This is a genomic window from Streptomyces sp. NPDC047917, from assembly GCF_043204345.1.
Lineage (GTDB): Bacteria > Actinomycetota > Actinomycetes > Streptomycetales > Streptomycetaceae > Streptomyces > Streptomyces sanglieri.
This window is the reverse complement of sequence record NZ_JBIDCA010000007.1, coordinates 265,026-291,092: the sequence shown is the minus strand read 5'-3', so window position 1 is coordinate 291,092 and position 26,067 is coordinate 265,026. Positions and strand designations below refer to the sequence as shown.

Below are 26,067 nucleotides of genomic sequence, written 5' to 3'. Positions count from 1 at the left end.
TGGACCCATTGACTGGCACCATTCAACGAATGACGCGAATTCGTCCGATTTACATCCGGAGACACCGGAGGGTTCGGGCGTCACACAGAGGCGGCAACCGGAATATCCGATACCCGTTGCCCACCAGGTGACGATGCGGAATAGTTGGGCCGGCAGACAGGAAAGGGCGACTACATCAGTATCGCCGAGCAAGGGGGAGACGTCATGAGGTTGAAGAACGTAGTCCGGTCGACCGCAGGCCTGACCGTCGCGTTGGGCACAATGCTGGCACTGGGCACCTCCACGGCCTACGCGGCCGACAAGGGCGTGACCCTCAATGGTCGCGGCACCGCGCATTTCCAGGACAGCGGCGACAAGTTCACCGTATGTGACACCAACGCGGATGGTCACGGCGTCCAGATGAGCCTGTATCGCGTCTCCGACGGCAAGATCATGTGGACGATCAACGACGGAGGTGACGCAGGCTGCGACAGCAAGACGTACGACATCGTGGGTTCCACGCAGTACTACATGCACCTCTGCTGGAGCGTTCCCGGCGCCGAATGCGTCAAGTCTTCCAACTTCAGCGAGAGCTAATCCACTCGTAGCTGTTCAGCCAGGACCCGCCGACGAACAGAAGAGCCCCGGTTCCGGATCTCTCCGGCCGGGGCTCTTTTGTTTGCCAGAATTCCCCTCCGGCAATTGTTGCTGTTCGACCCTGCCGCGCGCCGGCACACGATTGTTCTCATCGACTGCGGTATTGCGGCGGGCGTTGTTCAGGAGGTGGCGCTGCCCGGGAATGGGGGCTCGTCGAGAATTCGGACGCGCTCGAATCGTTTACCGCACACGGGCCGGTCGCGCCGTCCGGCGCACCATGCGTCGTGGAGGTCCCGGTCGACGTGGCCGGAGCAATCGGGAGCGCCGTTCTCGTCAACTCGCGAAGCGCGGCCGCACCGTGAGCCTTTTCCAACCTGATGGGGTAGCAGGTTGCGGGTGGGCAAGCACTGTACGGAGTAATGAAGCTCCTGGCAGACGGCGGATCTTGGTCGTGAACCCGTCTACCAGGAGCTTCGTCGTTCTGCAGATCCGTCCAACACACGGCCGGCGCCGACAGGCTGGAAACGGCTCACTGTTCGGGCACGCCCGCAATTGCTGAACCTGCACTCACCCGCAGCACGGAGCCTGGACGAACAGGCTGAGAGGGAACCGCCGTGGAAACCTTCGAACGCGCCTGACTGGAGCACCACTCGCGGCCGCATAGCTGGCACCGTCGGACGAGGACACGGGGCGCAACGGCCGGAGGCCCCGGCTGTGCGCTCCGTGTCCTCGTCCGATAGGTGGGCAGGTCACGTGCCGACGATGGCGTCGTGGGCGGCCCAGCCCAGGTCTGGGCAGGTCACGTGCCGACGATGGCGTCGTGGGCGGCCCAGCCCAGGTCGCCGGCGGACCAGCTCGTGTTGCCGAGGACGGCCACGTCCAGGTCGTACTGGGGGTAGTGGTAGAGACGTGCGCTGACCCCGTCCTCCTCGCCGGTGTGACCCCAGCGGACGATGTTCGCCTCGTCGTCGAGGATATGGGTGAGGCCGAAGCCGTACATCCACTGGTAGCCGCGGATCTTCTCCTCTCGCTCGGAGACCTGCGGGGTGAGTGCCAGGCGTGTGGTCTGCTCGTTCAGCAGTCGTCCGTGGCGCAGCGCGTGGTTGAAGGCCGTCAGGTCGGCGGCCGTGCAGGTCGCTCCTCCGTCAGCGGCCGCGCGGGGAGTGGTCGCGTAGTGGTTGGTCCGGTACGGGGTGGGGCTGTCGGCCGTGGCGAGGTACCCCTCGGCGATGCCGGGGCCCAGTTCGTCCAGGGCTGGGAAGCCAGCCGTGCTCATGCCGGCACGGGCGAAGACTTCCTCGGTGATGACTTCCTCGAAGGTCCGGCCTGTCACTGATTCGATCAGCAGCCCGAGCAGGATGTAGCCGGCGCCGTTGTAGAGGTGGCGTTCCCCGGGAGGGAAGTGGGCTTGCTTGTCGACGAACAGGGGCACGTAGTCCTTGTTGTCGCGCAGCAGGTAGAGGGGGTGGGACGCGGTCAACGCGGCCCATTCTGCTTCCCAGTTCTCGCTGCTCTCCTCGAACCAGTCGCCAATGCCCGAGGTCATCGTCAGGGCGTGGCGGACCGTGACGCGTGGGTCCAGTCTGGGTATGTGAGCCTTGACGTGGTCCAGCAGCGCGTCGTCAAGGCCGATCCGGCCCTGTTCGACGAGTTGCAGGACGGCCACTGCGGTGAATGTCTTGGACACTGAGGCCACTCGGAAGCGCGTGTCAGGCGTGTTCGGTACTGCCCACCGCCGTGAGGCCATTCCGAACGACTGCGTGAACAGCGGCTTCCCGTGCTGCGTCACCCGGACCGTGCCGGAGAATCCCGCGGCATCCGCCGCCTCACGGACGGCTCGCTCCAGCGCGGCCGGATCAAGGCTATCGGTGCTGTCGGATTGCGATATCGCCGTCATTGCACCCCCTGCTGGGAAAGAAGATCGGAAGTCGGCAATGATCCTCGTCAGCCGGTTCGTTCCTGGTCAACCCGTTTTCCTGCGCTTCAACGCGTATGTGCACCGCTCTGGGCCATGGCCGGCTGCTGCCCGCCGCATGAGGAGGGGCCGCGAGTGCCTCGGCGAGCAGGCCATGGCCACCCTGAAGGGCTGGCGCCTCCTGCGGAAGCTCCGCTGCAGCACCAACCGCATCACAGCGATCGTCCAGGCCATCCACGTCCTTTACCACGCGTCGGCGTGAGGTTGGAAATGGCTCCGTGGCTGCCGAACTCGGGGCGGTCCGCCGTCACCCACGCCGGGCGCGCGAGGTGGTGGGGCGGGAGTGCGACGGCCGAGGCTGCGCGGCCCGGAGGCCGTCAGCCTGCGGTCACGCCCAGATGAGGCGCTGCCCGTCCGGGCCCACGTGCAGCCGCATGCGGTCAGCGGGCGGGCCACCGTCCGTCCGCCACTGCGAGACCCGCTCGGTGATCTCGTCCCACAGACGCACCGGGCCGCCCTGCCGGACCATCCACCGTCCGCCGTCCCGGAAGAGGACCGCCCACGCCCCGGCGTCCACGTCGACCACGACGTGTTCCGTCCGGCCGTCACGTTCCAGCGTGAGCCGCTGCGCGCGGGGCGCGGCGGACTGCGCGACGAACCGGGCCGTCCAGTCGTCGAGCGCGTCCGCGCCCAGCTCGGCGGGCACCGCGTCGCCCTCGCCGAGGTTCGGCAGGATGCCCAGCGGGGGCGGAAGGTGGGGCCGGGCGAGCATGAACGAGACCTGTCCGCCGAGCACCGGGCCGTCGGCCGTGCCGTCGTCGGCGACGGTGAGCCGTACGAGCTCGGACGCGTGCATCCACCCGCCGACCGTGACCAGGATTTCACCGCCCGGCCGGGTCTGCGCGAGCCAGTCGGCCGGCACGGTGCGCACCGCGCACGTAGCGATCACACGGTCGTACGGGCCCCCCTCCTCGTAGCCCGCCAGGCCGTCACCGACCACGCGCAAAGGCCAGTACCCGGCCCCCGCGAGGGCTGTTCCCGCGCGGGCGGACACCTCGGCATCGACCTCGACCGTGATCACGTCGTCCTCGCCGACGACGTGGCAGAGCAGCGCGGTCGAGTAGCCCGTGCCCGTACCGATCTCAAGTACGCGCGTCCCCCTGGACGCCCGCAGGTCTTCGAGCATCCGCACGACCAGGCCCGGCAGGGTGGAGGACGACGAGGGGGCTGCGGCGACACGTCCTTCGACCTGGTCGGGAAAGACGCCCCCGGCCACCTGCGTCACGAGGGTGTCGTCCTCGTAGATCCGCGTGAGTCCTCCCGGAGAGCCCCCGGACGCCGGGCGGTACCAGCCGCCCGCTTCGTACTCGAACCAGCCGTGCGCGAGAAACGCCTCGCGGGGCACCGCCATGACGGCCGCTCCCCATTCCGGGGTGCGCAGAGTGCCGGAGTCCCGCAGACACCGCACGAGACCGGCCCGCAGGTCCTTCGAGGCCAAGGGGTCAGTCTTCGGGGTCAGAGGGTCGGTCATGGCGGCCAGCTCCGTTCTCCAGCAGGTCCGCGATCGCGGCGGTGACCGGCAGTCCGGCCGCGTCTTCGAGCCACGCCCACTGGCCGTTGGGGTTGCACTCCAGAAACCACCATGCGCCGTCGCCGGTCACGGCGAAGTCGAAGGCTCCGAAGTTCAGCCCGAATTCGGTGAGGAAGCGCGCCAGTACCCCACGCGTCCCATCCGGGCAGGCGACCGGCTCGTAGGCGAGGTTCCGGTACTCGGATCTCCAGTCCACGACCCCGGGCGGCGCGGTGATCCGGGCGCTGAACACCCGCTCACCGACCACGACCGCCCGCACGTCCGCCACCTTGGGCACCCGCGCCTGGAACAGGTGCGCGCTACGGCTGACCGCGCCGTCGATCTCGCCGGCCTCGACCTGGGCGGCCCAGATCCCGGCAGGCTCACCCTCGACGTCGTACGCCCCCGCGTGCAGGGGCTTGTAGATCGCGGACTGTTCTGCGCAGAACTGCGCGGCATCCCCCGGGTCATTGGTGATCAGAGTGGCCGGGACAGTGAGTCCTGCGCGGGTCGCCGCGTCCAACTGCGCGGGCTTGTACTCCGCCCGCGCGATGGCCTGCGGATGACTCAGGTACAGGCACCCCGGCAGCGCGGCCAGCACACCGCCCAGTCCGCGCCGGTTCTCCTGTGCGGCGAACCGGGCCGCCTGTGCACCGCCATCCGTCCGGCAGGGGCTCGGCCGACGGTGGTAAAGGGCCCGCACGGCGGAGAGGTCGGCTGTACGCTCCCCGACCGTCAGCCGCCCTTCCCATCCCTCTTCACCGATGTGTGCGGCAAGCACGGCAGGTGCGGGGAAGTCACGCCCCGGGTCGAACCGGACGACGGGCACCCGGCGGCGGTTCAGTTCCGCGATGACCAGATCAGCGGTCGCGTCCTCGCGCTCCGTGCAGACCAGCACCGGGCGTCCGTCCATGGCGCTGCTCCTTAGTCCTGCGTCGCGTCGTGGCCGGAGTCGGCATCCATCTTGCCGTCCTTGCCGACCTGAGTGGGCGGGTAGGTGTTCACGCTCGTGCCGTGCTTGCCGAGTTCGGCCGGTGTCATCACTCCGTCCGCCCCGACCCATCGGCCGGTCTGCGTGGCCGGGTCGACGCCCGCGTACCGCCACGGCGAGGGCGAACCGTTGCGCAGCGGGACCATGCGGCGCAGCCCCCACGGGGTCTGTGCGGCGGTCTCCGTACCTTCGGGGCTCGTTTGCAAGTTTCCTCCTCAGTCGTCTTCTGCGGTGATGTCGTGCAGGGCCCGCTCCAGCAGGCACGCGGCAGGCCACGAGGGGGTCAGCACTTCTGATCTCGTGGGTACGGTGTCGACCGCCCTGAGGCGGACGACGCGCACGGCCGCTTGTGGACTCCGATCACTCGGGAGGCCGCACGCGGTCCTGGGCATCGGCTGAGTTGGCAGCTACCCAATTGCGTTGTGCTGGTGCGGAATTGGAACGCCGGAGTCCGGGACGCCTGAGCCCGGGGCCCGTGTCCGTGGGGCCATTCCAGGACGATAGGGGCGACCCGTGTCCGCTTGCAGATCGATTGCTCAGAATTGCGAATGCGGGGGCAGGGATTCCCTATCCGAGGTCCAGCAACGCACGCGCACGGCCGATCAGCCGTCTGGCCGGCGCCCCGTACTCGGCAGACTCCGCCAGCCATTCCCACGCCCGCTCATACAGGCGTACATCCTCGTCGTTGGTGAGCCACAGTTCCTCGGTGATCGTCTCGACGATGGTCAACCGACTGTCGTAGATCCAGAACGCATGGGGCGCGGTACGCCGAAGCTGCGCAGCGAACGGGATGATGCCGAGCTCGATGCGCTGCCGGCCGACAAGGTTGTAGAGGCGGTCGAGTTGCTCGGCCATCACCTGGCTCGGGCATGGCCGGTGATACAGAGCGGCCTCGCAGATCAGGAACCGGAACGTCTTCTCCGGGTCGTACAGGGCCTCTTGCCTGCGCATGCGCTTCTCGACAGCGGCCTCGGTCGTCGCTGGGATGCCCCTGAACTCGGCGAGGGAGTCGAAGACGACGCGCGCGTACTCCGGAGTCTGGAACAGGCCGGGAATCCGCGAGACCTCCATGCCACGGATCTGCTTCGTGTTCCCGGTGAGCCTGACCGCGATCTCCTGCCTGTTACGGATGCCTCCGGCCAACTGCTTGCGCCACGAGCGGTTGCGCTGCTTCATGTCCAGTCCGGCCAGCAGGCCGTGCAACTCGGGCTCGACATCCGATTGTTCGACGGCATGCGCCCACGCGGTGAGATCGGCACGTGTAGGGGTCTGCTTGCCGTTCTGGAGCCGTGAGACCTTCGAAGCCTGCCAGCCGAGCCGCGCGGCGAGTTCCTTCCCTTCAAGCCCGGCCTCGGCGCGCAGCTCCCGCAGGCGCGCGCCGAGGGCTTCGCGGGCTGTCTGGAAGTCGGTCGTCACACAGTCGAAGCTACAGCGAACTGCCGCGTAGGCACGGCGTGATGCCAGGCCGCATCGCGGGCCTGGCAGGCGGCGAGCACCTCGGCCGGATCCTCCGTGACATACACACCGAGCGTGGTGTCGCCCTCGTCGAACGCGAATCGAGCCACGGTCCTGGAATCGAACAGCCAGAAGTCGTAATCGGGCAGCCGCAACTGTTCGGCCCGCGCACGGGTGAGATTGCGGATGTCCTCGCCAGCTCGCACATTGCCGGGCGCACTCGCGAGAAGGAACCGTTGGCCTTCGGTGGGCGGCTCGTCGACCAGGCGTACTCGCTCGATCCGCTTCCCGGCCACTGTCTGTCCGGCGACGTTCTCCAGCCACGCGCTCGTGCCGCCGGCGACATCCTCGCCGGCCTGCCAGCGTGCCCACTTCGGGCTCTTCCTGTCGGAGGCGTACCCGCTGCGGGTCTCCAGCCGCCACGCCGTGTGCCGAAACTCGCGGAACAGATGGGAGACCGAGGAGAACGGCTGCAACTCTGGCACCTCGGCCCGCGGCGCGAACCGGGTGAGCAAGCTGCGCGGGACGCGCACGAACGCCTCGCGCGGCTTCACGTCTCGGAGCTGCACCAGGTGTTCGGGGTTGGTCTCACGGTCGCCCTGGACGAGAATCTCGTCCGTGCCCTCGATCTCGTACAGGGTGGGACAGTCGCCTTCGTCGCTGGTCGTACCGATGAGCCTGAGTGTCATGTCACCCTCCACATTTGCGGGGTCGGAGATCCAGGATGGGCGAGGCGTCGCCGGGGCGGGCGGGGATTGCGGCGAGTTGCATCCTCCCCCGGTGTCTGCGTGACGGGCGGCGCAATTGGGCGCAATAGACCTGCTCACCGCCTCGGGGCACCGGTGACGGGCTGCGTCCCAGCGGTGGACTCGTCACAGGTAGAGCTGTCGCTCGCAGGCCCGGCAGAAGGTCTTGCCGTGACGACTCACGGTCCGCCGGTGCTCGCACACCGCCGTCCCGGGCCCGCACGGGGGCGCGTGCGCGGGCACGGCGAGCCTCGCCGGCCGCGCGTCGCGATCACCGGCCCCGTCCCGTCCGTGCGCCTGGGCCCGCACCATGGTGTCGAGTTCCACCAGGCACGGGCCGCACGCGTACACGTCGCCCGTCGCGCCGGGGGTGTTCACGGAGCCGGAGTGCGGCGGCGAGCGGGCGATAAGGCCTACAGCTCCCGTCGTAACCGCCGCTACCTGCGCAGACGCCAGATCAAGCACACCATCCCCGAGCCGAGGGACCAGCGGGCCAACCGCCGGCGCCGCGGCGGCAGAGGAGGCCGGCCCACAGGCTTCGACCAGCAGATGTACAAGCGCCGCAACGAAGTCGAGCGCACGATCAACCGCCTCGAAGGCTTCCGGGCCATGGCGACGCGTTACGACAAGCGGGCCTACGTTTTCCACGGCACCGTCACCGTGGCGGCGACCCGACTGTGGCTGCGTTCCTGACCGCGTCTCAGTGTGTGGGCTCGGCCAGGAGCAGCGCGTTGAGGGTGGCGTAGTCGAATCCGCCCTCCAGTGTGGTCGTCGTGCCCTTCTCCAGCAGTTCGCGGGCTGCCTGGTGGACCAGCCCGTACGCTGCCTCGGCGATGGAGGATCCCGCGCTGATGCGGGCGGCTCCCGCCTCGGCGAGCTTGGACACGGGGAGTGCACCGGGGCCGGCCAGGACATTCACCGGAAGGGGTTGAGAGCCCACGAGTGTGCTGACCGTCTCGGCGTCCGGTGTGCCGAGGACGAAGATGCCGTTCGCTCCGGCTGTCGCGTAGGCGCGGGCGCGGGTGAGCGTTTCGTCCAGCCAGGTCGTGCGGTCGCCGGGCGGCAGGCGGTGCGTGTCGATGCGGGCGTTGATGAACAGCGGGATGCCGGTCTCGTCCGCGGCCTCGCGGGCGGCTGCGATCCGTTCGGCCTGCTCGGTGACGGGGCGCAAAGTGTCTTCCAGGTTGATCCCCACGGCTCCGGCCGCGATGACGCCTCGGACGGTCTCGGCCACGCCGTCAGGGTCGGTCGCGTAGCCGCGTTCGATGTCTGCGGTGACCGGTACGTCAACAGCAACCGTGATCCGGGCGATCACGCCAAGGGCCTGGTCCCGGGTCATGTGCTCACCGTCGCCGTGACCGAGTGACCAGGAGGCCCCGGCACTGGTGGTCGCGATCGCAGCAGCACCCGCGTCCGCCACCACACGGGCCGAAGCACCGTCCCACGCATTGGGCAGGACCAGCGGCGTGCCTGGTACATGCAGGGAACGGAACATCTGCGCCATATCAAGAAGTGTTGCCATGAGCAACATTGCACCACGAGAGCCAGATGAACGATCACGGCTCACACCCTGTCGACGCCATGATCCGCCGGACAGGGCCTAACGGTGCCGCGTACTTCACTGACCCTGATTCGCCAGATCATGAAAGACCACGCCCCATGAGCAGCACGTCCGCCCCTCGGCCCGCGCTGTGGGTCAAGAGCACCCACAGCGGCGGCGACGGGGGCACAGTGCGTCGAGTGGGCGCCCGGCCACGCGCACGCGACCGGTGAGTTCCTGATCCGTGACAGCAAGACGCCGGACGGCCCGCATCTGACCCTGACACGCGAGGGGTTCACCGGCCTCGTGGAGTTCGCCAAGCACCACGGATGACCGGCCCCGAACAACCGGCCCTCGCCCCACGGCGAGGGCCGTTGTCATGCTGTCAGGCCGGGCCGGTTTCGCGGCAGGGCCTGCACAGGCCGTCGTGGAACGCCTCGGGCCTCCCGGGCGCACCGCACTCGGTGCATTCGACCATCAGGCGGCGTACGGGAGTTGCCCGCGCGGTGGGGGTCGTGGCGGGCAGGCGGGGCGGGAGCTTGTCGTGGAGGCGGCGGCGGACGAAGCCGAAGGGGGAGTCGACGGACGCGGGAAGCCCGGCGGTGAGGGCCTGCGTCAGGTAGTCGGCGTCCACACCGCGCGCGAACCACTCGGCGGCCGCCTGCTCCAGTGCCGCACAGTCCGCCGCCGAAAGGGCCAGGCGGGAGTCGGTACGGCCGAGGCGGGCCAGGGCGGCGAAGGCGGGCGAGGGGTCGCTCGTCGTGTGGACCGGCGTCGGCGCCTGTGCTGCGGTGCGTTGCTGCGGTACCACCGGGGCGGGCAGCTGTGCGGGTACGGATACGGGATCGGATGCCGGACCGGGTTCGGGCTCCGGCACTTCGGCCGGGACACACGTCCCAGTGGTCTCCTGCGATGCGGGGTGGTGTTCCTCGGCGGCCAGGAAGGCGGTCCACCACTCGTTGTCGTGGGCGGTGCGGGACCAGAACGTGCGGGTCACCCAGCGGACCTGGTCGCCCTCGCCGCTCAGGCACCGGACGTGCCGCAGATGACCGGCCACGCCCAGGGCCCGCAGCGCGCTGCCGACGGCCATCTGCCCGTACAGCGGCTGGCTCTTCGCCAGCGACTTGATGTCCATCGCCGCACCCTCGGGCAGCGCCTCCACATAGCCCGCGATGTGCCGCTCGCGCTCGGGCAGCAACGCGAAGTCGGCCTCGCGCGGCGGACATTGCTCCGGAACGGATCGCTTTCCGTAACCGGGGCGGGCCTTCGGGTGGGCGCGCGAGGATGCGGACGCACGCAGGGCAAGGCTAAGGTCTGAAACAGCCACGGGATCGCCTCTGAATTCTCGATCTTGGGGTCAGACCCCGGCCGGTGCTGTGAACACCGCGTCGGGGTCGTTACGTTGGGCACCGTAAGCAGCCGCGACTCGCCGCCGCAAGTTGGTCACGACTAGTCATACTTGCTGGCCGTGACGGGGCGGGGAGGGTGGGGAGGTTTTCCCAACCACCTTCATTTACCTACCGGTTGTACGACATCGCTCGAATCCCGACGTCCGGGTCCCGGCTCCCGAAGCCCGAAGCTCAAGACCCGGCCCCGAGCCATTCCTCGTACCCACGAAAGAGTGAACGGGCCGTCCCGGAGCTCGGAACCAGGAGCTCGGAACCCGGCTCCCGAGACCCGACTCCCAGAACCCGAGCTTCGGGGCCGCCCAGGGCGGGCAATAGGACCGAATCTGTCCGGTATCGGTCCTACGGTGTGCCGTGCAACGACGCCTTCAAACGAGCACCCACCCCGAGGAACACGTCATGGACTTCGTCTCGATCCGCATCATCACCGCCGACGTCGCGCGCCTCGTCGCGTTCTACGAGCGGATCACCGGGATCACGGCCGACCGGGCCACCGAGGACTTCGCGGAACTGCGACTGCCCCGTGCCACGCTCGCGATCGGCAGCGAACGCACCGTGCCGCTGTTCGCCCCCGGCTCGGCCCGGCCCGCGGCGAACAGCAGCGTCATCATCGAGTTCCTCGTCGACGACGTGGACCGCGTACACCGGAACCTGACCGAGTTCGTCGCCGACTTCGTCAAGGAGCCGACGACCATGCCGTGGGGGAACCGGGCGCTGCTCTTCCGCGACCCCGACGGGAACCTCGTCAACTTCTTCACGCCCGTCACCCCGGAGGCCGTCGCGAGGTTCGGCGCGGGCCGCGCCTCGTAGTCACTCTGGCCCCTCCTCCAGGCCCTCGGCCAGCACCTCCGCCAGGTGCCGGGCCCGTACGCCGCCCAGTTGTTCCAGCTGGGTCCGGCAGGAGAAGCCGTCCGCCAGGATGGCCGTGTCCGGATCGGATGCCCGTACGGAGGGCAGCAGGGTCTCCTCCGCGCAGGCCACCGACACGTCCCAGTGGCCGCGTTCGAAGCCGAAGTTTCCGGCCAGGCCGCAGCAGCCGCCGCTCAACTCGCCTGTCAGCCCGGCCCGTTCTCGCAATCGGCGTTCCGCCGCGTCACCCAGGACCGCGTGCTGGTGGCAGTGGGTCTGGCCGGTGACCGGGCGGTCCAGGCGGGGTGGTTGCCAGTCGGGGGCGTACTCCTCCAGGTATTGGGCCAAGGTCCGGACGGACGAGGCCAGTTCGGCGGATCTCGGGTCGTCGGGAAGGAGTTCGGGCAGGTCGGTACGGAGGGTGGCGGCGCAGCTCGGTTCGAGGACGACCACGGGGGTGCCGAGCGTGCCGCCCAGCCGGTCCAGGGTGCGGCGCATGACCTTGCGGGCCTTGCCCAGCTGGCCCGTCGACACGTAGGTGAGGCCGCAGCACAGCCCGCGCCCGGCGGGGATCGAGTGGCGGCCCGCCGCTTCCAGGACCCGTACCGCCGCCCGGCCCACCTCGGGCGAGAGGTGTTCGGTGAAGGTGTCGGGCCAGACCATGGCCACCTCGTCGTTCGAGAAGATGAACGTTCCCTTGCCCCAGCGCCGGTTCAGCCACCGGGTGAACGTCTCCCGCGCCAGGACCGGGATCCCACGCTCCGGCGCGATGCCCGCCAGTCGCTTGGCAAGGGCGGCGAGGAGGCGGATCCGGGCCAGGGCGTTGAGGGCGGGGGCGAACGGGGCCGCCAGGCGCAGCCATGTCGGCAGCCGGCCCATCGTGTAGTGGGAGGCCGGGCGCAGCCGTTGCCGGTAGTGGTGGTGCAGGAACTCCGCCTTGTACGTGGCCATGTCGACGCCCACCGGGCAGTCGCTGCGGCAGCCCTTGCAGGACAGGCAGAGGTCGAGCGCGTCCCGTACCTCCGTCGAACGCCAGCCGTCCGTGATCACTGCCGTCGTGTCGGCGGCACCATCCGCAGCGCCCGAGCCGCCCGCAGCGCCCAAGCCGCCCGCGCCGCCCGCGCCGCCCGAGCCGCCCGCGAGCATTTCGTGCAGCAGCCGGGCCCGGCCGCGCGTGGAGTGGGCCTCCTCGCCGGTCGCCCGGAAGGACGGGCACATCACGCCGGTGCCCGCCGGCTCCGCCGTACGGCATTTCGCGACGCCCACGCACCGTCGCACCGCCGCCGAGAAGTCGCCGCCGTCGTGCGGGTAGCCGAACTCGACGTCCACCGGGCGCTTCGGCAGCACCTCGAAGCGGAGGTTCTCGTCGAGCCGGGCGGGACGGGCGAGGATACCGGGGTTCATGCCACCGTCCGGGTCCCAGATGTCCTTGAAGCGGGCGAAGAGGGCAACGAGTTCGTCCCCGTACATGCGCGGGAGCAGTTCGGCGCGGGCCTGCCCGTCGCCGTGTTCGCCGCTCAGTGAGCCGCCGTGCGCGACGACCAGGTCCGCGAGCTCCTCGGAGAAGCGGCGGAAGCGGGCGACGCCCGGTGGGCTCAGCAGGTCGAAGTCGATGCGGACGTGGATGCAGCCGTCGCCGAAGTGCCCGTACGGGGTGCCGCGCAGCCCGTGCTCGGTGAGCAGGGCGCGGAAGTCGCGGAGGTACGGGCCGAGGCGGGCGGGCGGTACGGCGCAGTCCTCCCAGCCGGGCCACGCCTCGGTGCCGTCCGGCATCCGGGTCGCGGTGCCCGCGGCGTCCTCGCGGATGCGCCACAGGGCCCGTTGTCCGGCGGGGTCGGTGACGACGGCGCCGTCCAGGGCGTCGGCCGCCCGCAGGATGCGCTCGGCGTGCGCCCGCGCCTCGGCGGGGGTGGCGCCGCCCGTCTCGACGAAGAGCCAGGCGCCGCCGCGCGGCAGCCCGGCCGGTTCCCGTACGAGGTCGGCGGCCATGCCCTCGACGGTGAGCGGGTGGTGCGGGAGCAGGCCGGGGGCGGCCTCGGCGGCCGCGGCCTCGTCGGCGTAGCCGAGTACGGCGAGCGCGCGGGCCGCCGGGGCCTCGACCAGTCGTACGGTCGCCTCCGTCACCACGCCCAGCGTTCCCTCGCTGCCGCAGAAGGCGCGGACGAGGTCGGTGCCGCGTTCGGGCAGGAGGGCGTCCAGGGCGTATCCGGAGATACGGCGCGGGAGTTCCGGGAAGCGGGTACGGAGCAGGGCGAGGTTCGCGTGGACGAGCTCGGGGAGGCCGGGGAGACCAGAGAAGCCGGGGAGGCCGGGCAGGGCCTCGGGGGTCGTTCCCCCGGCCAGGCGCAGGGTGTCGCCGCCGTAGCGGGTCACGGTCAGGGCGTGGGTGTTGTCGGCGGTGGTGCCCCAGGCGACCGAGTGCGCGCCGCAGGAGTTGTTGCCGATCATGCCGCCGAGCGTGCAGCGGCTGTGCGTGGACGGGTCGGGGCCGAAGGTGAGGCCGTGCGGGGCGGCGGCGGCGCGCAGCTCGTCCAGGATCACGCCCGGCTGGACGACGGCGGTGCGGGCGACCGGGTCCAGCTCGACGATCTTCCGCAGGTGGCGGGTGAGATCGAGCACGATGCCGGTGCCGGTGGCCTGCCCCGCGATGGAGGTACCGCCGCCGCGCGGCACCACGGGCACCCGGTGCGCGCGGCAGACCGCGAGCGCGGCGGCCACGTCGTCGGCGTCACGCGGGACGACGACGCCCAGCGGTACGCGGCGGTAGTTGGAGGCGTCCATCGTCGTCAACGCCCTGGCGGTGGCACCGAAGTCGGTCTCGCCGCGGACCGCGGCGCGCAGGGCCTGTGCGAGTTCGGCGCGTTCCGTCGGATTCTGAGGTGAGGCCATGCGGCCCAGGATGCCGTTGATCGGGCCAATCGGCCGTTCGGCGCCGCACGTTTCCCCCGAATACGCCAATACGTCAGGATACGTCGGACGCGTAGTCACATACGTAACAGAGAACGCTACAAGGTCTTCCCAAAGGGAGCGTCAATTCTCATATAGTGACCAGGACTTACCTTGGAATTGTCAGCTCCAGTTACTCCGCTCCGTCCCACTGTTCCGAACTGTCCCGATCTGGGCTTTTCGGTTCGCCCCGCTTGCCCGATCCGTCCGTACCCGTCCGCCCCCTAGGACTCCCTTTGAGCCCCTCATCTCGGCCGACCGCAGTGGCCCTGCTGATATCGCTGGTCGTCACCGGATCCCTGTGTCTGTGGGCGGTCGCCGCGGCCCCCGCCTCGGCACGGCCCGAGCTGGCCTGGGGGGCGGGCGCCGGCGCCGTACTGCTGTCCGCCGCCGTCGCCGTCGCCGTCCGTGCCCGCGCCGAGGCGAACCGTCTTCGTGCCCGGCTCGCCTCGGAGACCCAGCGGTTCACCGGCGAGATCAGCCGCCTCGTCTCCACCTCCGCGGCCGAGGGCCAGCGGTTCACCGCCGAGACCGCCCGGATCAAGTCCGCCGCGGCGACCGAGACGGCGCGGCTCAGGTCCGCGGCCGAGGCGGAGACCGCACGGATCACCGCGCAGGCCGCCGCCGAGACCGAGCGGCTCGGCGCCGACAACAAGCGGCTCACCGCCCGCGCGACCCGCAGCGAGACCGAGCGTTCCGCCGCGGTCGCCGCCTGCGCCAACGCCGCGGGCCGGATGCAGGCCCTGTCCACCAGCATGCTCGCCGACCTGCGCGAGATGGAGCACCGGCACGCCTCCGAGGACGTGCTCGGCGATCTGCTCCACCTCGACCACCGCACCGCCCAGGCGGGCCGGCTCGCCGACTCCATCGCCGTGCTGACCGGTGCCCGCTCCGGGCGGCGCTGGGCGAAGCCGATCGTGATGGAGTCGATCCTGCGCGGCGCGATGGGCCGGATCAGCGGCTACCAGCGGGTGCGGCTCCACTCGACCAGTGATGTCGCGGTCGCCGGGCACGCCGCCGAGGGCGTCATGCACGCGCTCGCCGAACTCCTCGACAACGCCGCCAACTTCTCGCCGCCCACGGCCGAGGTCCATGTGTACGTCGAGGAGGTGCCGGCCGGCATCGTCCTGACCGTCGAGGACAGCGGCCTGGTCATGAGCGACGTGCAGCTGCGCCGCGCCGAGCGCGCCGTATCGGCCGACCTCCAGGACCTCACGGGCCTGTCCGGCACCCGGCTCGGCCTCGCCGTCGTCGGCCGGCTGGCCCGCAAGCACGGTCTGACCGTCTCGTTCCGGCCGTCCGCGCGCGGCGGCACGGGCGCCCTGATGATGCTCCCGCAGGAGCTCCTCACCCGGGCCTCCGTACCGGCCCCGGCCCCGGCTTCCCGCCCGGCCCCCGAGCCGGAGCCGGCGCACGGCAACGCTTCGGAGACCCGGCCCGCTGCCCCGGCGGCGACCGCCACCACGGCCGGCACGACCGCCACCACGGCCACCACGCCGACCGGCGCGGCCGACGCACAGCAGCCGCAGCACTCCCCGCAGCCGCAGCGCGCTCAGCACGCCCCGCACTCCCCTTACGCCCCGGCCGCCACCGACCCGGCCGACTCCGCCCCGGCGAACGCCTCGGCCACCACCGCCGAGGACTCGCCCGCCTCCGACACCACCGGCAACCTGCCCCGGTTCGGCGAGAGCGGGCTGCCCAAGCGCCCCCGCGGCCGTACCCTCGCCGCCGCCGAGGCCCGCGCCGCCGCCCACACCGACGGCGCCGCGGCCTCCCGGCCCCGCACCTCCGACCCCAAGGAACAGGCAGCCCGCTTCAGCAGCTTCCGCCAGGCTGTTCGGGCCAATTCCCCGCACCCGGAAGAAGGCAACACCCGATGACCGCGACCACCGACGAGAAGCTCAACTGGCTGCTGGAGGGGCTCCTGGAGCGCACTCCCGGCACTCGTCATGCCCTCGTCCTTTCCAGGGACGGGCTCAAGCTGTGCCGTACCCCGGAGCTCTCCGTCGACCAGGCAGACCAGCTGGCCGCGATCTCGGCCGGCATCCAGAGCCTCTCGCACGGCGCGTCCGTGGAGTTCGGTGACGGCACCGGCGGCGTACGGTCCGCGATGGCCGAGTTCTACGGCGGCGTGCTGTTCATCGTCGAGGCGGGCGCGGGCGCCCATCTCGCGGTCGTCGCCTCCGAGGACTCCGACGTCGGCCTCATCGGCCACAACATGAGCGAGCTCGTCGAACAGCTCGGCGAGCACCTCAGTGCCCCGCCGCGCTCCTCCTCGGCCTCCGACGTCGGCGCCGCCGACGCGAACGCGGCCGTATGACCCGCCCCCGCCGCCCCGGCCGGGACGACGATCCGGACCGGCTGTACACCCTCACCGGAGGGCGCAGCCGGTCCGACTCGGACGCGTTCGACCTGGTGACGCTGGTGGTGTCCGAGTGCGAGCCGGCCCCCGGCATGCAGTCGGAGCACGTCACGATCCTGCGGATGTGCCAACTGCCCACCGCGGTCGTGGAGATCGCGGCGGCCCTCGGGCTGCCCGTCAGCATCATCCGGATCATGCTGTCCGATCTGCTGGACACCGGCCGGATCAGCGCCCGTCACCCCCGTACTGCCCGTGTCGCGGACCGGCTCCCCGACCCCGACATCCTGGAACAGGTGCTCGTTGGACTCCGCAACCTCTGACCGTGCCGCCCTGCAGGCGACGGCCGACAACGGACTGAAGATCGTCGTCGTCGGCGGCTTCGGGGTCGGCAAGACCACCATGGTCCGCTCCGTCAGCGAGATCCGTCCGCTGAACACCGAAGAGACCATGACCCGCGCGGGCGAGGCCGTCGACCACCTCGACGGTGTGCAGTCGAAGACGTCCACCACCGTCGCCTTCGACTTCGGCCGGATCTCGCTCGACGAACGCTCGGTGCTGTACCTCTTCGGCGCCCCCGGCCAGGAGCGGTTCTGGTTCCTGTGGGACCGGCTGTTCTCCGGCACGCTCGGCGCCGTCGTGCTCGTCGACACCCGCAGGCTCGCCGACTCCTGGTACGCGATCGACCGGCTGGAGCACCACGGCACGCCGTTCATCGTGGCGTGCAACGACTTCGGCGGCCCGCTCCACACCGAGCAGCAGATACGCGAGGCGCTCGCCCTCTCGGACGACGTGCCGCTGGTGGAGTGCGACGCCCGGGACCGTTCGTCCAGCAAGTACGTACTGATCACGCTGGTCGAGTACCTCCACGCCCTCTCGCAGCGCGGGGCCGGTGCCCGGTCCGGCGCCCCCGACACCGACCCGTCCGCCGCCACCCGTACGGGGCTCGCGCCGGCGAAGACCCCGGAGCCCACCCCGTGACCCAGCCCCCGGCGCCGCCCTCCGGCTGCCCCGTCTCCCAGGGCCGCGTGCCGCTCTCCGGCCCCCGGTTCCAGACCGACCCGACCCGGCTCTACCGGGAGATGCGCCGCGACCACGGGGCCGTGGCGCCGGTCGTCCTCGACGGCGACATCCCCGCCTGGCTCGTGCTCGGCTACCGCGAGCTGCACCAGGTCACCGGCGATCCGGTGCTGTTCAGCCGCGACTCGGACCTGTGGAACCAGTGGGACCGGATCCCCGGCGACTGGCCGCTGCTGCCGATGATCGGCCGCAAGCAGCCGTCGATCCTGTACACGGTCGGCCCCCGGCACACCGAGCGCGCCGCGATGATCAGCAACGCGCTGGAGGCCGTCGACCCGTTCGCGCTGAAGCGGTACGCGGAGGAGTTCGCCGACGGTCTCATCGACCGGTTCTGCGCCACCGGCGGCACCGAGGTCATCGCCGAGTACGCGATGCTGCTGCCCGCCCTCGTGCTGGCGAAGATCTACGGCTTCAGCGACACCATCGGCCATGCGCTCGTCGGCTCGCTCAACGACATGATCGACGGCCGGGAGCGGGCCCTGGCGGGCCAGCAGCACCTCGCCTCGTCCATGTTCCAGCTGCTGGCCGACAAGCACGCCGAGCCCGGCGACGACGTCGCCTCGCGGATGCTCGCCGACCGCGGCGGCTTCACCGACGAGGAGGTCGCCCAGGACCTGATGGTCATGATGGCCGCCGGCCACCAGCCGACCGCCGACTGGATCGGCAACTCGCTGCGGCTGATGCTCACCGACGACCGGTTCGCCGCCTCCCTCTCGGGTGGCCGGCACAGTGTCGCCGAGGCCATGAACGAGGTCCTGTGGGAGGACACCCCGACGCAGAACGTCGCGGGGCGCTGGGCCTCGCGCGACACCCGGCTCGGCGGCCGTCACATCCAGGCGGGCGACCTGCTGCTGCTGGGCATCGCCGCCGCCAACGCCGACCCGCAGGTCCGCACCGACGGCTCCACCCTGACCGGCGGCAACAACGCGTTCCTCTCCTTCGGCCACGGCGAGCACCGCTGCCCGTTCACCGCCCAGGAGACCGCCGAGGTCATCGCCCGTACCGGCATCGAGGTACTGCTCGACCGGCTCCCGGACATCGACCTCGCCGTCCCCGCCGACCGGCTCACCCGGCGCCCGTCCCCGTGGCTGCGGGGGCTGACCGACCTGCCGTTGACCTTCACGCCCACCCTCGCCCTGGGACCCACCGCGGGAACCGCCACCGGAGGCCAGAGATGACCCGGATCACCCTCGACCCCTTCGTCGCCGACCTCGACGGCGAGAGCGCCCGGCTGCGGGCCGCGGGTCCGCTCGCCGAGGTGGAACTGCCCGGCGGGGTGCACTGCTACGCGGTCACCCACCACGCCGAGGCGCGGCAGCTGCTCACCGACAGCCGGATCGTGAAGGACATCGACGTCTGGAACGCCTGGCAGCGCGGCGAGATACCGATGGACTGGCCGCTGATCGGCCTCGCCAACCCGGGCCGCTCCATGCTGACGGTCGACGGCGCGGACCACCGCAGGCTGCGCACCCTGGTCGCCCAGGCGCTGACCGTGAAGCGGGTGGAGCGGCTGCGGGCCGGTATCGAGGCGCTGACCACGGCGAGCCTGGACCGGCTGGCCGCGCTGCCCGAGGGCGGGCAGGTCGACCTGAAGGCGGAGTTCGCCTACCCGCTGCCGATGAACGTGATCAGCGAGCTGATGGGCGTGGACAGCGCGGACCACCCGCGGCTGAAGGAGCTGTTCGAGAAGTTCTTCTCGACGCAGACGCCGCCGGAGGAGGTCCCGCAGATGATGGCGGACCTCGGCACGCTCTTCACGAAGATCGTCGACGGCAAGCGGCAGAACCCCGGCGACGACCTCACCAGCGCCCTGATCGCGGCCTCCGAGAACGGTGACCAGCTCACCGACGAGGAGATCGTCAACACCCTCCAGCTGATCATCGCGGCCGGCCACGAGACCACGATCAGCCTGATCGTGAACGCGGTCGTCGCGCTCCAGACCCACCCCGAGCAGCGCAAGCAGGTGCTGAGCGGCGAGGTGCCGTGGGAGAACGTGATCGAGGAGACGCTGCGCTGGAACACCCCCACGTCGCACGTCCTGATCCGGTTCGCCACCGAGGACGTCGAGGTGGGCGACAAGGTCCTGCCCAAGGGCGAGGCGCTGATCGTGTCCTTCGGCGCGCTCGGCCGCGACGAGGCGCAGCACGGCCCGACGGCCGGTGACTTCGACATCACCCGCTCGCCCAACCGCCACATCGCGTTCGGTCACGGCCCGCACGTCTGCCCGGGTGCGGCACTCTCCCGGCTGGAGGCGGGCGTGGCGCTGCCCGCGCTGTACGAGCGGTTCCCGGAGCTGGAGCTCGCGGTCCCCGCGTCCGAGCTGCGGAACAAGCCGATCGTCACCCAGAACGACCTGCACGACCTGCCGGTGGAACTGGGCTGACGGCACTCCCCGTACGCGGTCCGTACGCGGTCCGTACGCGGCCCGTACGCGGTCCGTACGCGGTCCGTACGCGGTCCACGGACCGGAGCGGGCGTCTCATCCGACGGACACGGCGCTCGGCCGTGTCCGGGAGGCACTACGCTCCGGTTCGTGGCCGATATCCAGATTCCCGCTGACATCAAGCCCGCCGACGGACGCTTCGGCGCCGGTCCTTCCAAGGTGCGGACGGAGGCGCTCGACGCGCTGGCCGCCACCGGCACGTCTCTTCTCGGTACGTCCCACCGCCAGGCCCCGGTCAAGAACCTGGTCGGCGCGGTGCGTCAGGGCGTGCGCGACCTCTTCTCCCTCCCCGAGGGCTACGAGGTGATCCTGGGCAACGGCGGCTCCACCGCCTTCTGGGACATCGCGACGCACGGGCTCATCGAGACGAAGTCCCAGCACCTCAACTTCGGTGAGTTCTCCTCGAAGTTCGCGAAGGCCGCCAAGCTCGCCCCGTGGCTGGCCGACCCGACCGTGATCGCCTCCGACCCGGGCACCCACCCGGACCCGCGGGCCGAGGCGGGCGTCGACGTCTACGCCTTCACCCACAACGAGACCTCGACCGGTGTCGCCGCGCCGATCAAGCGCGTCGCGGGCGCCGACGAGGGCTCCCTGGTCGTGGTGGATGCCACCTCCGGCGCGGGCGGCCTGCCGGTCGACATCGCCGAGACGGACGTCTACTACTTCGCGCCGCAGAAGTCCTTCGCCTCCGACGGCGGCCTGTGGATCGGTGTCTTCTCCCCGGCGGCCCTGGAGCGCGCCGCGCGCGTCCACGCCTCGGGCCGGCACATCCCGGAGTTCTTCTCGCTGCCGACGGCGATCGACAACTCCCTGAAGAACCAGACGTACAACACCCCCGCCCTGGCCACGCTGTTCCTGCTGAACGAGCAGCTGACCTGGATGAACACCCAGGGCGGCCTGGACTTCACCACCGGCCGCACGGCCGCCTCGGCGCAGAACCTGTACGGCTGGGCCGAGGAGTCGAAGTACGCGACCCCGTTCGTCACCGACCCGGCGAAGCGCTCGCAGGTCATCGGCACGATCGACTTCGCGGACGAGATCGACGCGGCCGCCGTCGCCAAGGTGCTGCGCGCCAACGGTATCGTCGACACCGAGCCGTACCGCAAGCTGGGCCGCAACCAGCTGCGCGTGGCGATGTTCCCGGCGATCGACCCGGCCGACATCCAGGCGCTGACCGCCTGCGTCGACTACGTGATCGAGAAGCTGTAACGCGTACTCGTACCTCGTACGAGGAAGGGCTTCGCGCCGGTGCGCGGGGCCCTTCGTCGTTCACTCGGTCGGGTGGCGGAACGGCTTTCGGGCACGGGCGATCGGATCGGCCTACGACGATGACCTCGACATCACCCCGTCAGGAGGCCCGCAATGTCTGAAGCAGTCGAGCGCCCCTGTGACGGTGAACCGGAATCGCTGCTCGCCACGGCCAACAGGCTCGCGGAGCAGAACCCGGGTTGCCGTGTCGAGATCATCGGAGGCGTCATCACAGCGGCACCGCCCCCGGACGGACCGCACGCCAACGCACTGACCACGCTCATGGTCCCTTTCCTGGCCGCAGGCCTTCACGGCGAGGAGACCCGCGTCCTCCAAGGGATCGGCCTGTGGCTCCCCGGCGGCCCGGAGGATTACGCCATCCCCGACCTGGCGCTCGTCGACGCCGATTTCGACGAGCATCTGGTCGAGAACAACTGCTACGACCCCGCCGTCTTCCGCCTCGTCCTCGAAGTAACGTCCAGCAACTACCGGAGCGATCTGCGCAACAAGGTGGCCGTCTACTCCGAAGCCAAGATCCCGGTGTACGTGATCGTCGACCGCAAGCACGGCCGACTGCACGTCCTGACCGAGCCCATGGGCGGCGGCTACGACAGCCACGAGGTGTACGCCCCCGGGCAGACCGTCACCCTGCCCGAGTCGATCGGCGCCCCGGTGACCCTCGACGTCGACCAGCTCATCCGGGCCGGCCGCCGCCGCTCCTGATCACTCGCCCGCCGCCACCAGCACCTCCCGGAGCCGGGCTATGCCCGGGGCCCACTCCTTGTCCCCCGCTTCGTCCCACAGCTCGCGCAGCTCCGAGTCCTCGCCCAGCACCGCGTCGAGGGCCTTCACCGCGAGGGGGCGCAGGTCCGTCGCGAGGACGGGCAGCGGCTTGTCGGGGCCGTACGCGGTGGTCACCGGCTCACCTCCCGGGCACTGGGCGGCTACCAGGGCGGCCGAGGCGACGGCGATCACGGCCTCGTCGCTGTCCAGGTAGTCCGTGGGGGCGACCGCCCCCTCCAGGGCCTTGCGGATCACCGCTTCCTTCCCGGCCTCGGGCGCGTCATCGATCCGCCCCGAGAAGTCCGCAGCGGTGTCGTTGTCGAAATGGCCGGTGTCCCAGGTGCCCATGAGGTCCCCTCCGCAAGTGCGTTGCTTACGTACGCCACTCTGGCATCCACCACTGACAACGGCGGGTCAGTGCTCTCCTGCGCCCCGCTCCCAGCGCCGTTCGCCCTCGCACCACCGCTCCGTGGGCGCCAGTCCCGCCGCCCCGGCCACGGCGGCGGAGGCGTCGTGGTCCGGATGGATGTGGGCGAGGACCGTACGCACCACCCCCGCTCCCGCTCCCGCTCCCGCTCCCGCTCCCGTCCCCGCTCCCGCTCCCGCCAGCAGGTGTGCCACCAGCCCCTCCGCGGCCTCCTTCGCGTACCCCCGCCCCTGCCACCGCGTCCCGACCACCCAGGCGATCTCCGCCGCCGCGCCCGGCACGTCCACCGTCGCCTGGACGTATCCGGCCAGGCGGCCCTCGGCCCGTACCCGCAGCACCCAGTTCCACCACCGCACCCCGGGATCCGGCGAACCGGCGGTCTGGCGTGCGTAGCGGGCCCTCAGCCCGTCGGCGGTCTCCGGGGCGCCCCCGGTGTACGTGTGCAGGGCCGGGTCGCCGAGCACCGCCGCCATCTCGTCCGCGTACGCGACCCGCAGCGGCAGCGCGTCCAGCCGTGCGGTGGTGAAGGGGCCGGGTTCAAGGATCATGCGCTCACTTTGTCTTCCGCCGCCGCCCCATGACCACCAGGAATCCGATCCCGGCGAGGACGAGCGCCCCGGTCAGGGTCGTCCCCTTCACGTCCCCGGTGCCTCCGCTCCCCGCTCCGGCCGAGGAGGCCGACGAGTCGCCGCCCCTGGCCGGCGACTGCCCTCCGCCCCCGCCGCCCGCCACGTCCACCCGCTCCACGTCGCTCTGCTCCCCCTCCGAGCCGAACATCAGCGCCGAGCCGTCCGCCGTGTACGTCACGGACTCCGCCTGCCGCTGGATCGGCGCCCGGACCGCGGTGTCGGCGCCGAGCCTGCCGTTCTCGAAGACGTAGCCGCGGGCGCTGAAGTAGGAGCGCAGCACCAGCTCCTTGCCGTCCGGCGAGAACGCCCCGTCCGTCACCCACGGCACCTCGCCCACCCGCCGGAACACGTTGGCGCCGCCGGTGGTCAGCTTCGCGGGGCCCTCGTACAGTCCGCCGCCGTCCTCGTTCTTCGAGGCGATGTAGACGCGTCCGGTCTTCGGGTGGACCATCAGCGCCTCGGCGTTGCGCGGGCCGTCCGCGTACTTCACGTCGAACTGGGTGGCCCGTACCGTCGCGTCCTTCAGCTCCTTCGGCTCCGGGAAGCGGTAGATCCAGACGTGGTCCCAGCTGCCGTTCAGGTTGTCGCCGATGTCACCGACGTACAGATCGCCGTCCGGCCCCAGCGAGATGGCCTCCACGTCGCGGGGTTCACCCACCCCCTTCATGGTGATCGTCGCGACGGTCTTCCCGGTCCGGGAGTCGACGGCGTAGACGTACGGCCCGTCGTCGCTGTCGTTGTGCGTCCAGTAGATGCCGGGGTGGGCGCGGCTCGCGGCGAGACCACTGGACTCGGTGATCCGGGGGTCCTCGATCGTGAAGCTCCGGTCGGCCCCGTCGTCGGCCACGGCCGGAACCGCCCCGGCGAACAGGAGGAGCGCGGCGGCTCCGGACACAGTCAGGTACGAACGCATGGCACAAGTGTCCATCGTCACGTCGCAGGCCGTGGGAGTGATCCGCGATGATGACGCCATGCGGTTCACGTTTGTCGGCGATTCCATGACCATCGGCTGCGCCGGCGACTTCACCTGGCGCTACCGGATGTGGCAGCACCTCGATGCCACTCTCGGTGCTCCGTTCACGATCGTCGGACCGCGCAGCGAGCTGTACGACACCGGGGCGGGCGGGCCCGTCAGTCACGAGTACGGCGCGCCGGACTTCCCCGCCGGGGCCCGCACCCACCTGGCCGGCTGGGGCGAGGGCTGGCTGCACATGGCGCCGGTGATCGCCGACGCGGTGGCCGCGCACGGCACCGACGTGCTGCTCGTCTCGCTCGGCCTGATAGACCTCGGGTTCTACACGGACAGCGGCCGGACCGCCCTGAACGCAAGGGCGTTCATCGCGGCGGCGCGCACCGCGAACCCACGCGTGAAGCTGGTCCTGCTGCCCGTGATACCGAACATCCGGGCCGAGTCGGACGCCCCGTTCGCCGCCGAGTGCGACCGCTTCAACGAGCTCCTGGCGAAGGCCGTCGCCGACCTGGACGACCCGATGTCCCCGGTCCTGCTGGCCTCCCGCCCGCCGGGGTACGACATCCACGAGGACACGTACGACGGCACCCACCCCGGCCCGACCGGCGAGCACGCGCTGGCGGCGGCGTTCGCCGACGCGATGCACCAGGCCTGGGGGCTGGGCGGCCCGTACACGCCCCGGCCATGAGAAGACCCGGCACGACCCGGGCCGAAGGGCCCTAGGGCCTTTCGTTTGGATCATGCCGGGCTCGCGTGCCCCGGTGCCTGATCCGGCCTGATCCAAACGAAAGGCCCTAGCGGTCCGAGGTGGGCCGGGCCCGTACGTGCATCCGCTCGCCCTGCTGCCCGAACAGGCTGAGGAATTCGACCGGCTCGGGCCCGGCACTGGCCCACGCGTGCGGTGTACGGGTGTCGAACTCGGCGACCTCGCCGGCCATGAGCACCAGATCGTGCTCGCCCAGCAGCAGCCGCAACCGCCCCGCCAGCACGTACAGCCACTCATACCCCTCGTGCACCCGCTGCTCCAGCGGCCCGGTGGCCCCGCGGCCGCCGGGCAGGATCTGCTTGTACGCGTGCAGTCCGCCGAGGTGCCGGGTGAGGGGCACGAAGGTCATGCCGTCACGGACGAAGGGGCGGAAGTGGATGCGCGGGTCGCCGGTGGCCGGGGCGCCGACCAGCTCGTCCAGCTGGACCCCGTACGCCTTGGCCAGCGGCAGCAGCAGTTCGAGGGTGGGCTTGCGGCCGCCCGACTCCAGACGGGAGAGGGTGCTCAGCGAGATCCCGGTCGTCTCGCTGAGCTGGGCCAGGGTCGTGCCGCGCTCCTGGCGCAGGGCCCGCAGGCGCGGGCCGACGCCTGTCAGGACGGTCGTGATCTCGTCGTCCGGTTGTTCCGCGTGCTGTGCGCCGTCGTCCATCCGCCCATTATTTGCCGTCCCGGCAAGCGGGCGCGTCAGGACGGCAGGATCATCGCCAGCGAGAGCCGGGTCAGCTCGTCGGTCAGCCACTCGGCGTCGACCTGGCGGGGGCGGCGGCCGTGGTGGGCCATGAGCTCGTCCACCGCGTGGTTCAGCACCGTGACGGTCACCTTGTGGTCGCTCGGCTCCGCCTCGCCCCGGCGCACGGCCCGCTCGGCCTCGGACGTCAGGAACTCGATCCACATCGCCCGCCAGGTGGCGAGGTGGTTGTCCACCTCCCGGCTCACCCCGAGCACCTCGACGAAGGCGACCCGGGCCGCGCACGGGTCCTCGGTGACCGCCTTCACATAGGCGGCGAAGAGCAGCCGGACCCGTTCCGCCGTCGGGCAGTCCTCCATGCCCTCCGCCATCAGGGCGTTCTCGGCCGCGCGCAGCCCGTGGGTCGCCACCTCGTCGTAGAGCGCCATCAGCAGCACCTCCCGGGAGAGGAACTCCTGCTGGAAGACGTGGCCGGGCACCTTCGCGCGGGCGCACAACTCCTCGATCCCGGTGTGCGCGTACCCGTACGCGCCGAACAACTCGCGCCCCGCCCTCAGGAGTCGGTCCCGTGCTCCCAGGAGCTCCATGGGCTGCCGAACCGTCTTCCTCCGCCGGCTCGCCACGACACCCGCCATCGGTCCTCCTTCGTCGTCCTTACCGCTGCTGCCACTCTTCCCGCT

Annotated in this window: 26 protein-coding genes and 3 pseudogenes; 14 read left to right on the top strand and 15 right to left on the bottom strand. The window is 70.8% G+C overall.

Annotated features, from left to right (window positions below):
- The first annotated feature begins 210 nt into the window (after nucleotides 1–210).
- Nucleotides 211–576 carry a hypothetical protein gene (locus ACGF8B_RS19155; protein ID WP_392739774.1) on the top strand — a complete coding sequence of 122 codons (366 nt, stop codon included), beginning with the start codon at nucleotides 211–213 and terminating at the stop codon, nucleotides 574–576.
- 799 nt (nucleotides 577–1,375) lie between these two features.
- Here ACGF8B_RS19155 and ACGF8B_RS19150 read toward each other — a convergent pair.
- On the bottom strand, nucleotides 1,376–2,473 hold the full coding sequence (locus tag ACGF8B_RS19150; protein WP_392739773.1) for a serine hydrolase domain-containing protein: 1,098 nt from the start codon (nucleotides 2,471–2,473) through the stop codon (nucleotides 1,376–1,378).
- 124 nt (nucleotides 2,474–2,597) lie between these two features.
- Here ACGF8B_RS19150 and ACGF8B_RS19145 point away from each other — a divergent pair.
- Nucleotides 2,598–2,753: pseudogene (locus ACGF8B_RS19145) on the top strand (IS5/IS1182 family transposase); the annotation flags it as partial.
- Between the two features lie 126 nt (nucleotides 2,754–2,879).
- Here ACGF8B_RS19145 and tgmC read toward each other — a convergent pair.
- From tgmC to ACGF8B_RS19115, 6 genes are all read right to left on the bottom strand, one after another.
- Nucleotides 2,880–4,022, bottom strand: a complete 1,143-nt coding sequence (gene tgmC, locus ACGF8B_RS19140) for an ATP-grasp peptide maturase system methyltransferase (protein WP_392739771.1) — start codon at nucleotides 4,020–4,022, stop codon at nucleotides 2,880–2,882.
- On the bottom strand, nucleotides 3,994–4,974 hold the full coding sequence (gene tgmB / locus ACGF8B_RS19135) for an ATP-grasp ribosomal peptide maturase (protein WP_392739769.1): 981 nt from the start codon (nucleotides 4,972–4,974) through the stop codon (nucleotides 3,994–3,996). Before tgmB ends, tgmC begins: the two co-directional genes overlap by 29 nt.
- A gap of 11 nt (nucleotides 4,975–4,985) precedes the next feature.
- Nucleotides 4,986–5,258 carry a putative ATP-grasp-modified RiPP gene (gene tgmA / locus ACGF8B_RS19130; RefSeq protein ID WP_392739767.1) on the bottom strand — a complete coding sequence of 91 codons (273 nt, stop codon included), beginning with the start codon at nucleotides 5,256–5,258 and terminating at the stop codon, nucleotides 4,986–4,988.
- Nucleotides 5,259–5,619: 361 nt separating this feature from the next.
- Nucleotides 5,620–6,468 (bottom strand): helix-turn-helix domain-containing protein, encoded by an 849-nt coding sequence (locus ACGF8B_RS19125; protein ID WP_392739766.1) that lies wholly within the window; start codon nucleotides 6,466–6,468, stop codon nucleotides 5,620–5,622.
- Nucleotides 6,465–7,196, bottom strand: coding sequence for a DUF6879 family protein (locus tag ACGF8B_RS19120; RefSeq protein ID WP_392739764.1), 732 nt, complete (start codon nucleotides 7,194–7,196; stop codon nucleotides 6,465–6,467). The genes ACGF8B_RS19125 and ACGF8B_RS19120 overlap by 4 nt, the downstream gene beginning before the upstream one ends.
- A gap of 183 nt (nucleotides 7,197–7,379) precedes the next feature.
- Nucleotides 7,380–7,631 carry a hypothetical protein gene (locus tag ACGF8B_RS19115; protein WP_392739762.1) on the bottom strand — a complete coding sequence of 84 codons (252 nt, stop codon included), beginning with the start codon at nucleotides 7,629–7,631 and terminating at the stop codon, nucleotides 7,380–7,382.
- Here ACGF8B_RS19115 and ACGF8B_RS19110 point away from each other — a divergent pair.
- Nucleotides 7,599–7,946, top strand: a pseudogene (locus tag ACGF8B_RS19110) (transposase); the annotation flags it as partial. The gene ACGF8B_RS19115 and the pseudogene ACGF8B_RS19110 overlap by 33 nt on opposite strands.
- A 7-nt stretch (nucleotides 7,947–7,953) precedes the next feature.
- Here the strand turns inward: ACGF8B_RS19110 and ACGF8B_RS19105 are convergent.
- Nucleotides 7,954–8,757, bottom strand: coding sequence for an isocitrate lyase/phosphoenolpyruvate mutase family protein (locus tag ACGF8B_RS19105; RefSeq protein WP_392739760.1), 804 nt, complete (start codon nucleotides 8,755–8,757; stop codon nucleotides 7,954–7,956).
- Between the two features lie 155 nt (nucleotides 8,758–8,912).
- On the opposite strand from ACGF8B_RS19105, the pseudogene ACGF8B_RS19100 reads away from it, so the two are divergent.
- A pseudogene (locus tag ACGF8B_RS19100) lies at nucleotides 8,913–9,126 on the top strand (DUF397 domain-containing protein).
- Nucleotides 9,127–9,178: 52 nt separating this feature from the next.
- Here the strand turns inward: ACGF8B_RS19100 and ACGF8B_RS19095 are convergent.
- Complete coding sequence (locus tag ACGF8B_RS19095) at nucleotides 9,179–10,120, bottom strand: MarR family transcriptional regulator (RefSeq protein ID WP_392739759.1); 942 nt, start codon at nucleotides 10,118–10,120, stop codon at nucleotides 9,179–9,181.
- A 478-nt stretch (nucleotides 10,121–10,598) separates the two neighbouring features.
- Here ACGF8B_RS19095 and ACGF8B_RS19090 point away from each other — a divergent pair, with 478 nt between their 5' ends.
- A complete protein-coding gene (locus tag ACGF8B_RS19090; protein WP_392739757.1) occupies nucleotides 10,599–11,009 on the top strand; it encodes a VOC family protein in 411 nt (136 codons plus the stop codon).
- On the opposite strand, the gene ACGF8B_RS19085 is transcribed toward ACGF8B_RS19090, so the two are convergent.
- Nucleotides 11,010–13,937, bottom strand: a complete 2,928-nt coding sequence (locus ACGF8B_RS19085) for an FAD-binding and (Fe-S)-binding domain-containing protein (protein ID WP_392739755.1) — start codon at nucleotides 13,935–13,937, stop codon at nucleotides 11,010–11,012.
- A 293-nt stretch (nucleotides 13,938–14,230) separates the two neighbouring features.
- Here ACGF8B_RS19085 and ACGF8B_RS19080 point away from each other — a divergent pair, with 293 nt between their 5' ends.
- From ACGF8B_RS19080 to ACGF8B_RS19045, 8 genes are all read left to right on the top strand, one after another.
- A complete protein-coding gene (locus tag ACGF8B_RS19080) occupies nucleotides 14,231–15,874 on the top strand; it encodes a sensor histidine kinase (protein WP_392739753.1) in 1,644 nt (547 codons plus the stop codon).
- Nucleotides 15,871–16,314 (top strand): roadblock/LC7 domain-containing protein, encoded by a 444-nt coding sequence (locus ACGF8B_RS19075; RefSeq protein ID WP_093540384.1) that lies wholly within the window; start codon nucleotides 15,871–15,873, stop codon nucleotides 16,312–16,314. The genes ACGF8B_RS19080 and ACGF8B_RS19075 overlap by 4 nt, the downstream gene beginning before the upstream one ends.
- Nucleotides 16,311–16,676 (top strand): DUF742 domain-containing protein, encoded by a 366-nt coding sequence (locus tag ACGF8B_RS19070; protein WP_392739751.1) that lies wholly within the window; start codon nucleotides 16,311–16,313, stop codon nucleotides 16,674–16,676. Before ACGF8B_RS19075 ends, ACGF8B_RS19070 begins: the two co-directional genes overlap by 4 nt.
- Nucleotides 16,657–17,334, top strand: coding sequence for an ATP/GTP-binding protein (locus ACGF8B_RS19065; protein WP_392739750.1), 678 nt, complete (start codon nucleotides 16,657–16,659; stop codon nucleotides 17,332–17,334). The genes ACGF8B_RS19070 and ACGF8B_RS19065 overlap by 20 nt, the downstream gene beginning before the upstream one ends.
- Nucleotides 17,331–18,611, top strand: a complete 1,281-nt coding sequence (locus ACGF8B_RS19060; protein WP_392739748.1) for a cytochrome P450 — start codon at nucleotides 17,331–17,333, stop codon at nucleotides 18,609–18,611. Before ACGF8B_RS19065 ends, ACGF8B_RS19060 begins: the two co-directional genes overlap by 4 nt.
- Nucleotides 18,608–19,816 carry a cytochrome P450 gene (locus ACGF8B_RS19055; RefSeq protein ID WP_392739746.1) on the top strand — a complete coding sequence of 403 codons (1,209 nt, stop codon included), beginning with the start codon at nucleotides 18,608–18,610 and terminating at the stop codon, nucleotides 19,814–19,816. Before ACGF8B_RS19060 ends, ACGF8B_RS19055 begins: the two co-directional genes overlap by 4 nt.
- Before the next feature lie 150 nt (nucleotides 19,817–19,966).
- Nucleotides 19,967–21,085, top strand: coding sequence for a phosphoserine transaminase (gene serC, locus ACGF8B_RS19050; RefSeq protein ID WP_392739744.1), 1,119 nt, complete (start codon nucleotides 19,967–19,969; stop codon nucleotides 21,083–21,085).
- 153 nt (nucleotides 21,086–21,238) lie between these two features.
- A complete protein-coding gene (locus ACGF8B_RS19045; protein ID WP_392739743.1) occupies nucleotides 21,239–21,847 on the top strand; it encodes a Uma2 family endonuclease in 609 nt (202 codons plus the stop codon).
- Here the strand turns inward: ACGF8B_RS19045 and ACGF8B_RS19040 are convergent, their stop codons facing one another.
- The 3 genes from ACGF8B_RS19040 to ACGF8B_RS19030 form a co-directional block, all read right to left on the bottom strand.
- Nucleotides 21,848–22,255 carry a DUF4259 domain-containing protein gene (locus tag ACGF8B_RS19040; RefSeq protein WP_392739741.1) on the bottom strand — a complete coding sequence of 136 codons (408 nt, stop codon included), beginning with the start codon at nucleotides 22,253–22,255 and terminating at the stop codon, nucleotides 21,848–21,850.
- A 66-nt stretch (nucleotides 22,256–22,321) separates the two neighbouring features.
- The gene (locus tag ACGF8B_RS19035; protein ID WP_392739739.1) at nucleotides 22,322–22,882 is read right to left on the bottom strand and encodes a GNAT family N-acetyltransferase; all 561 of its coding nucleotides are present in this window, start codon (nucleotides 22,880–22,882) and stop codon (nucleotides 22,322–22,324) included.
- Between the two features lie 4 nt (nucleotides 22,883–22,886).
- Entirely contained in the window at nucleotides 22,887–23,876 is a 990-nt protein-coding gene (locus ACGF8B_RS19030) for a WD40 repeat domain-containing protein (protein WP_392739737.1), read from the bottom strand.
- A 58-nt stretch (nucleotides 23,877–23,934) separates the two neighbouring features.
- On the opposite strand from ACGF8B_RS19030, the gene ACGF8B_RS19025 reads away from it, so the two are divergent.
- Nucleotides 23,935–24,621, top strand: a complete 687-nt coding sequence (locus ACGF8B_RS19025) for a GDSL-type esterase/lipase family protein (RefSeq protein WP_392739735.1) — start codon at nucleotides 23,935–23,937, stop codon at nucleotides 24,619–24,621.
- Between the two features lie 106 nt (nucleotides 24,622–24,727).
- On the opposite strand, the gene ACGF8B_RS19020 is transcribed toward ACGF8B_RS19025, so the two are convergent.
- Both ACGF8B_RS19020 and ACGF8B_RS19015 read right to left on the bottom strand, forming a co-directional pair.
- Nucleotides 24,728–25,348, bottom strand: a complete 621-nt coding sequence (locus ACGF8B_RS19020; RefSeq protein WP_392739734.1) for a helix-turn-helix domain-containing protein — start codon at nucleotides 25,346–25,348, stop codon at nucleotides 24,728–24,730.
- 35 nt (nucleotides 25,349–25,383) lie between these two features.
- A complete protein-coding gene (locus ACGF8B_RS19015; protein ID WP_392739732.1) occupies nucleotides 25,384–25,974 on the bottom strand; it encodes a TetR/AcrR family transcriptional regulator in 591 nt (196 codons plus the stop codon).
- Between the last annotated feature and the right edge of the window lie 93 nt (nucleotides 25,975–26,067).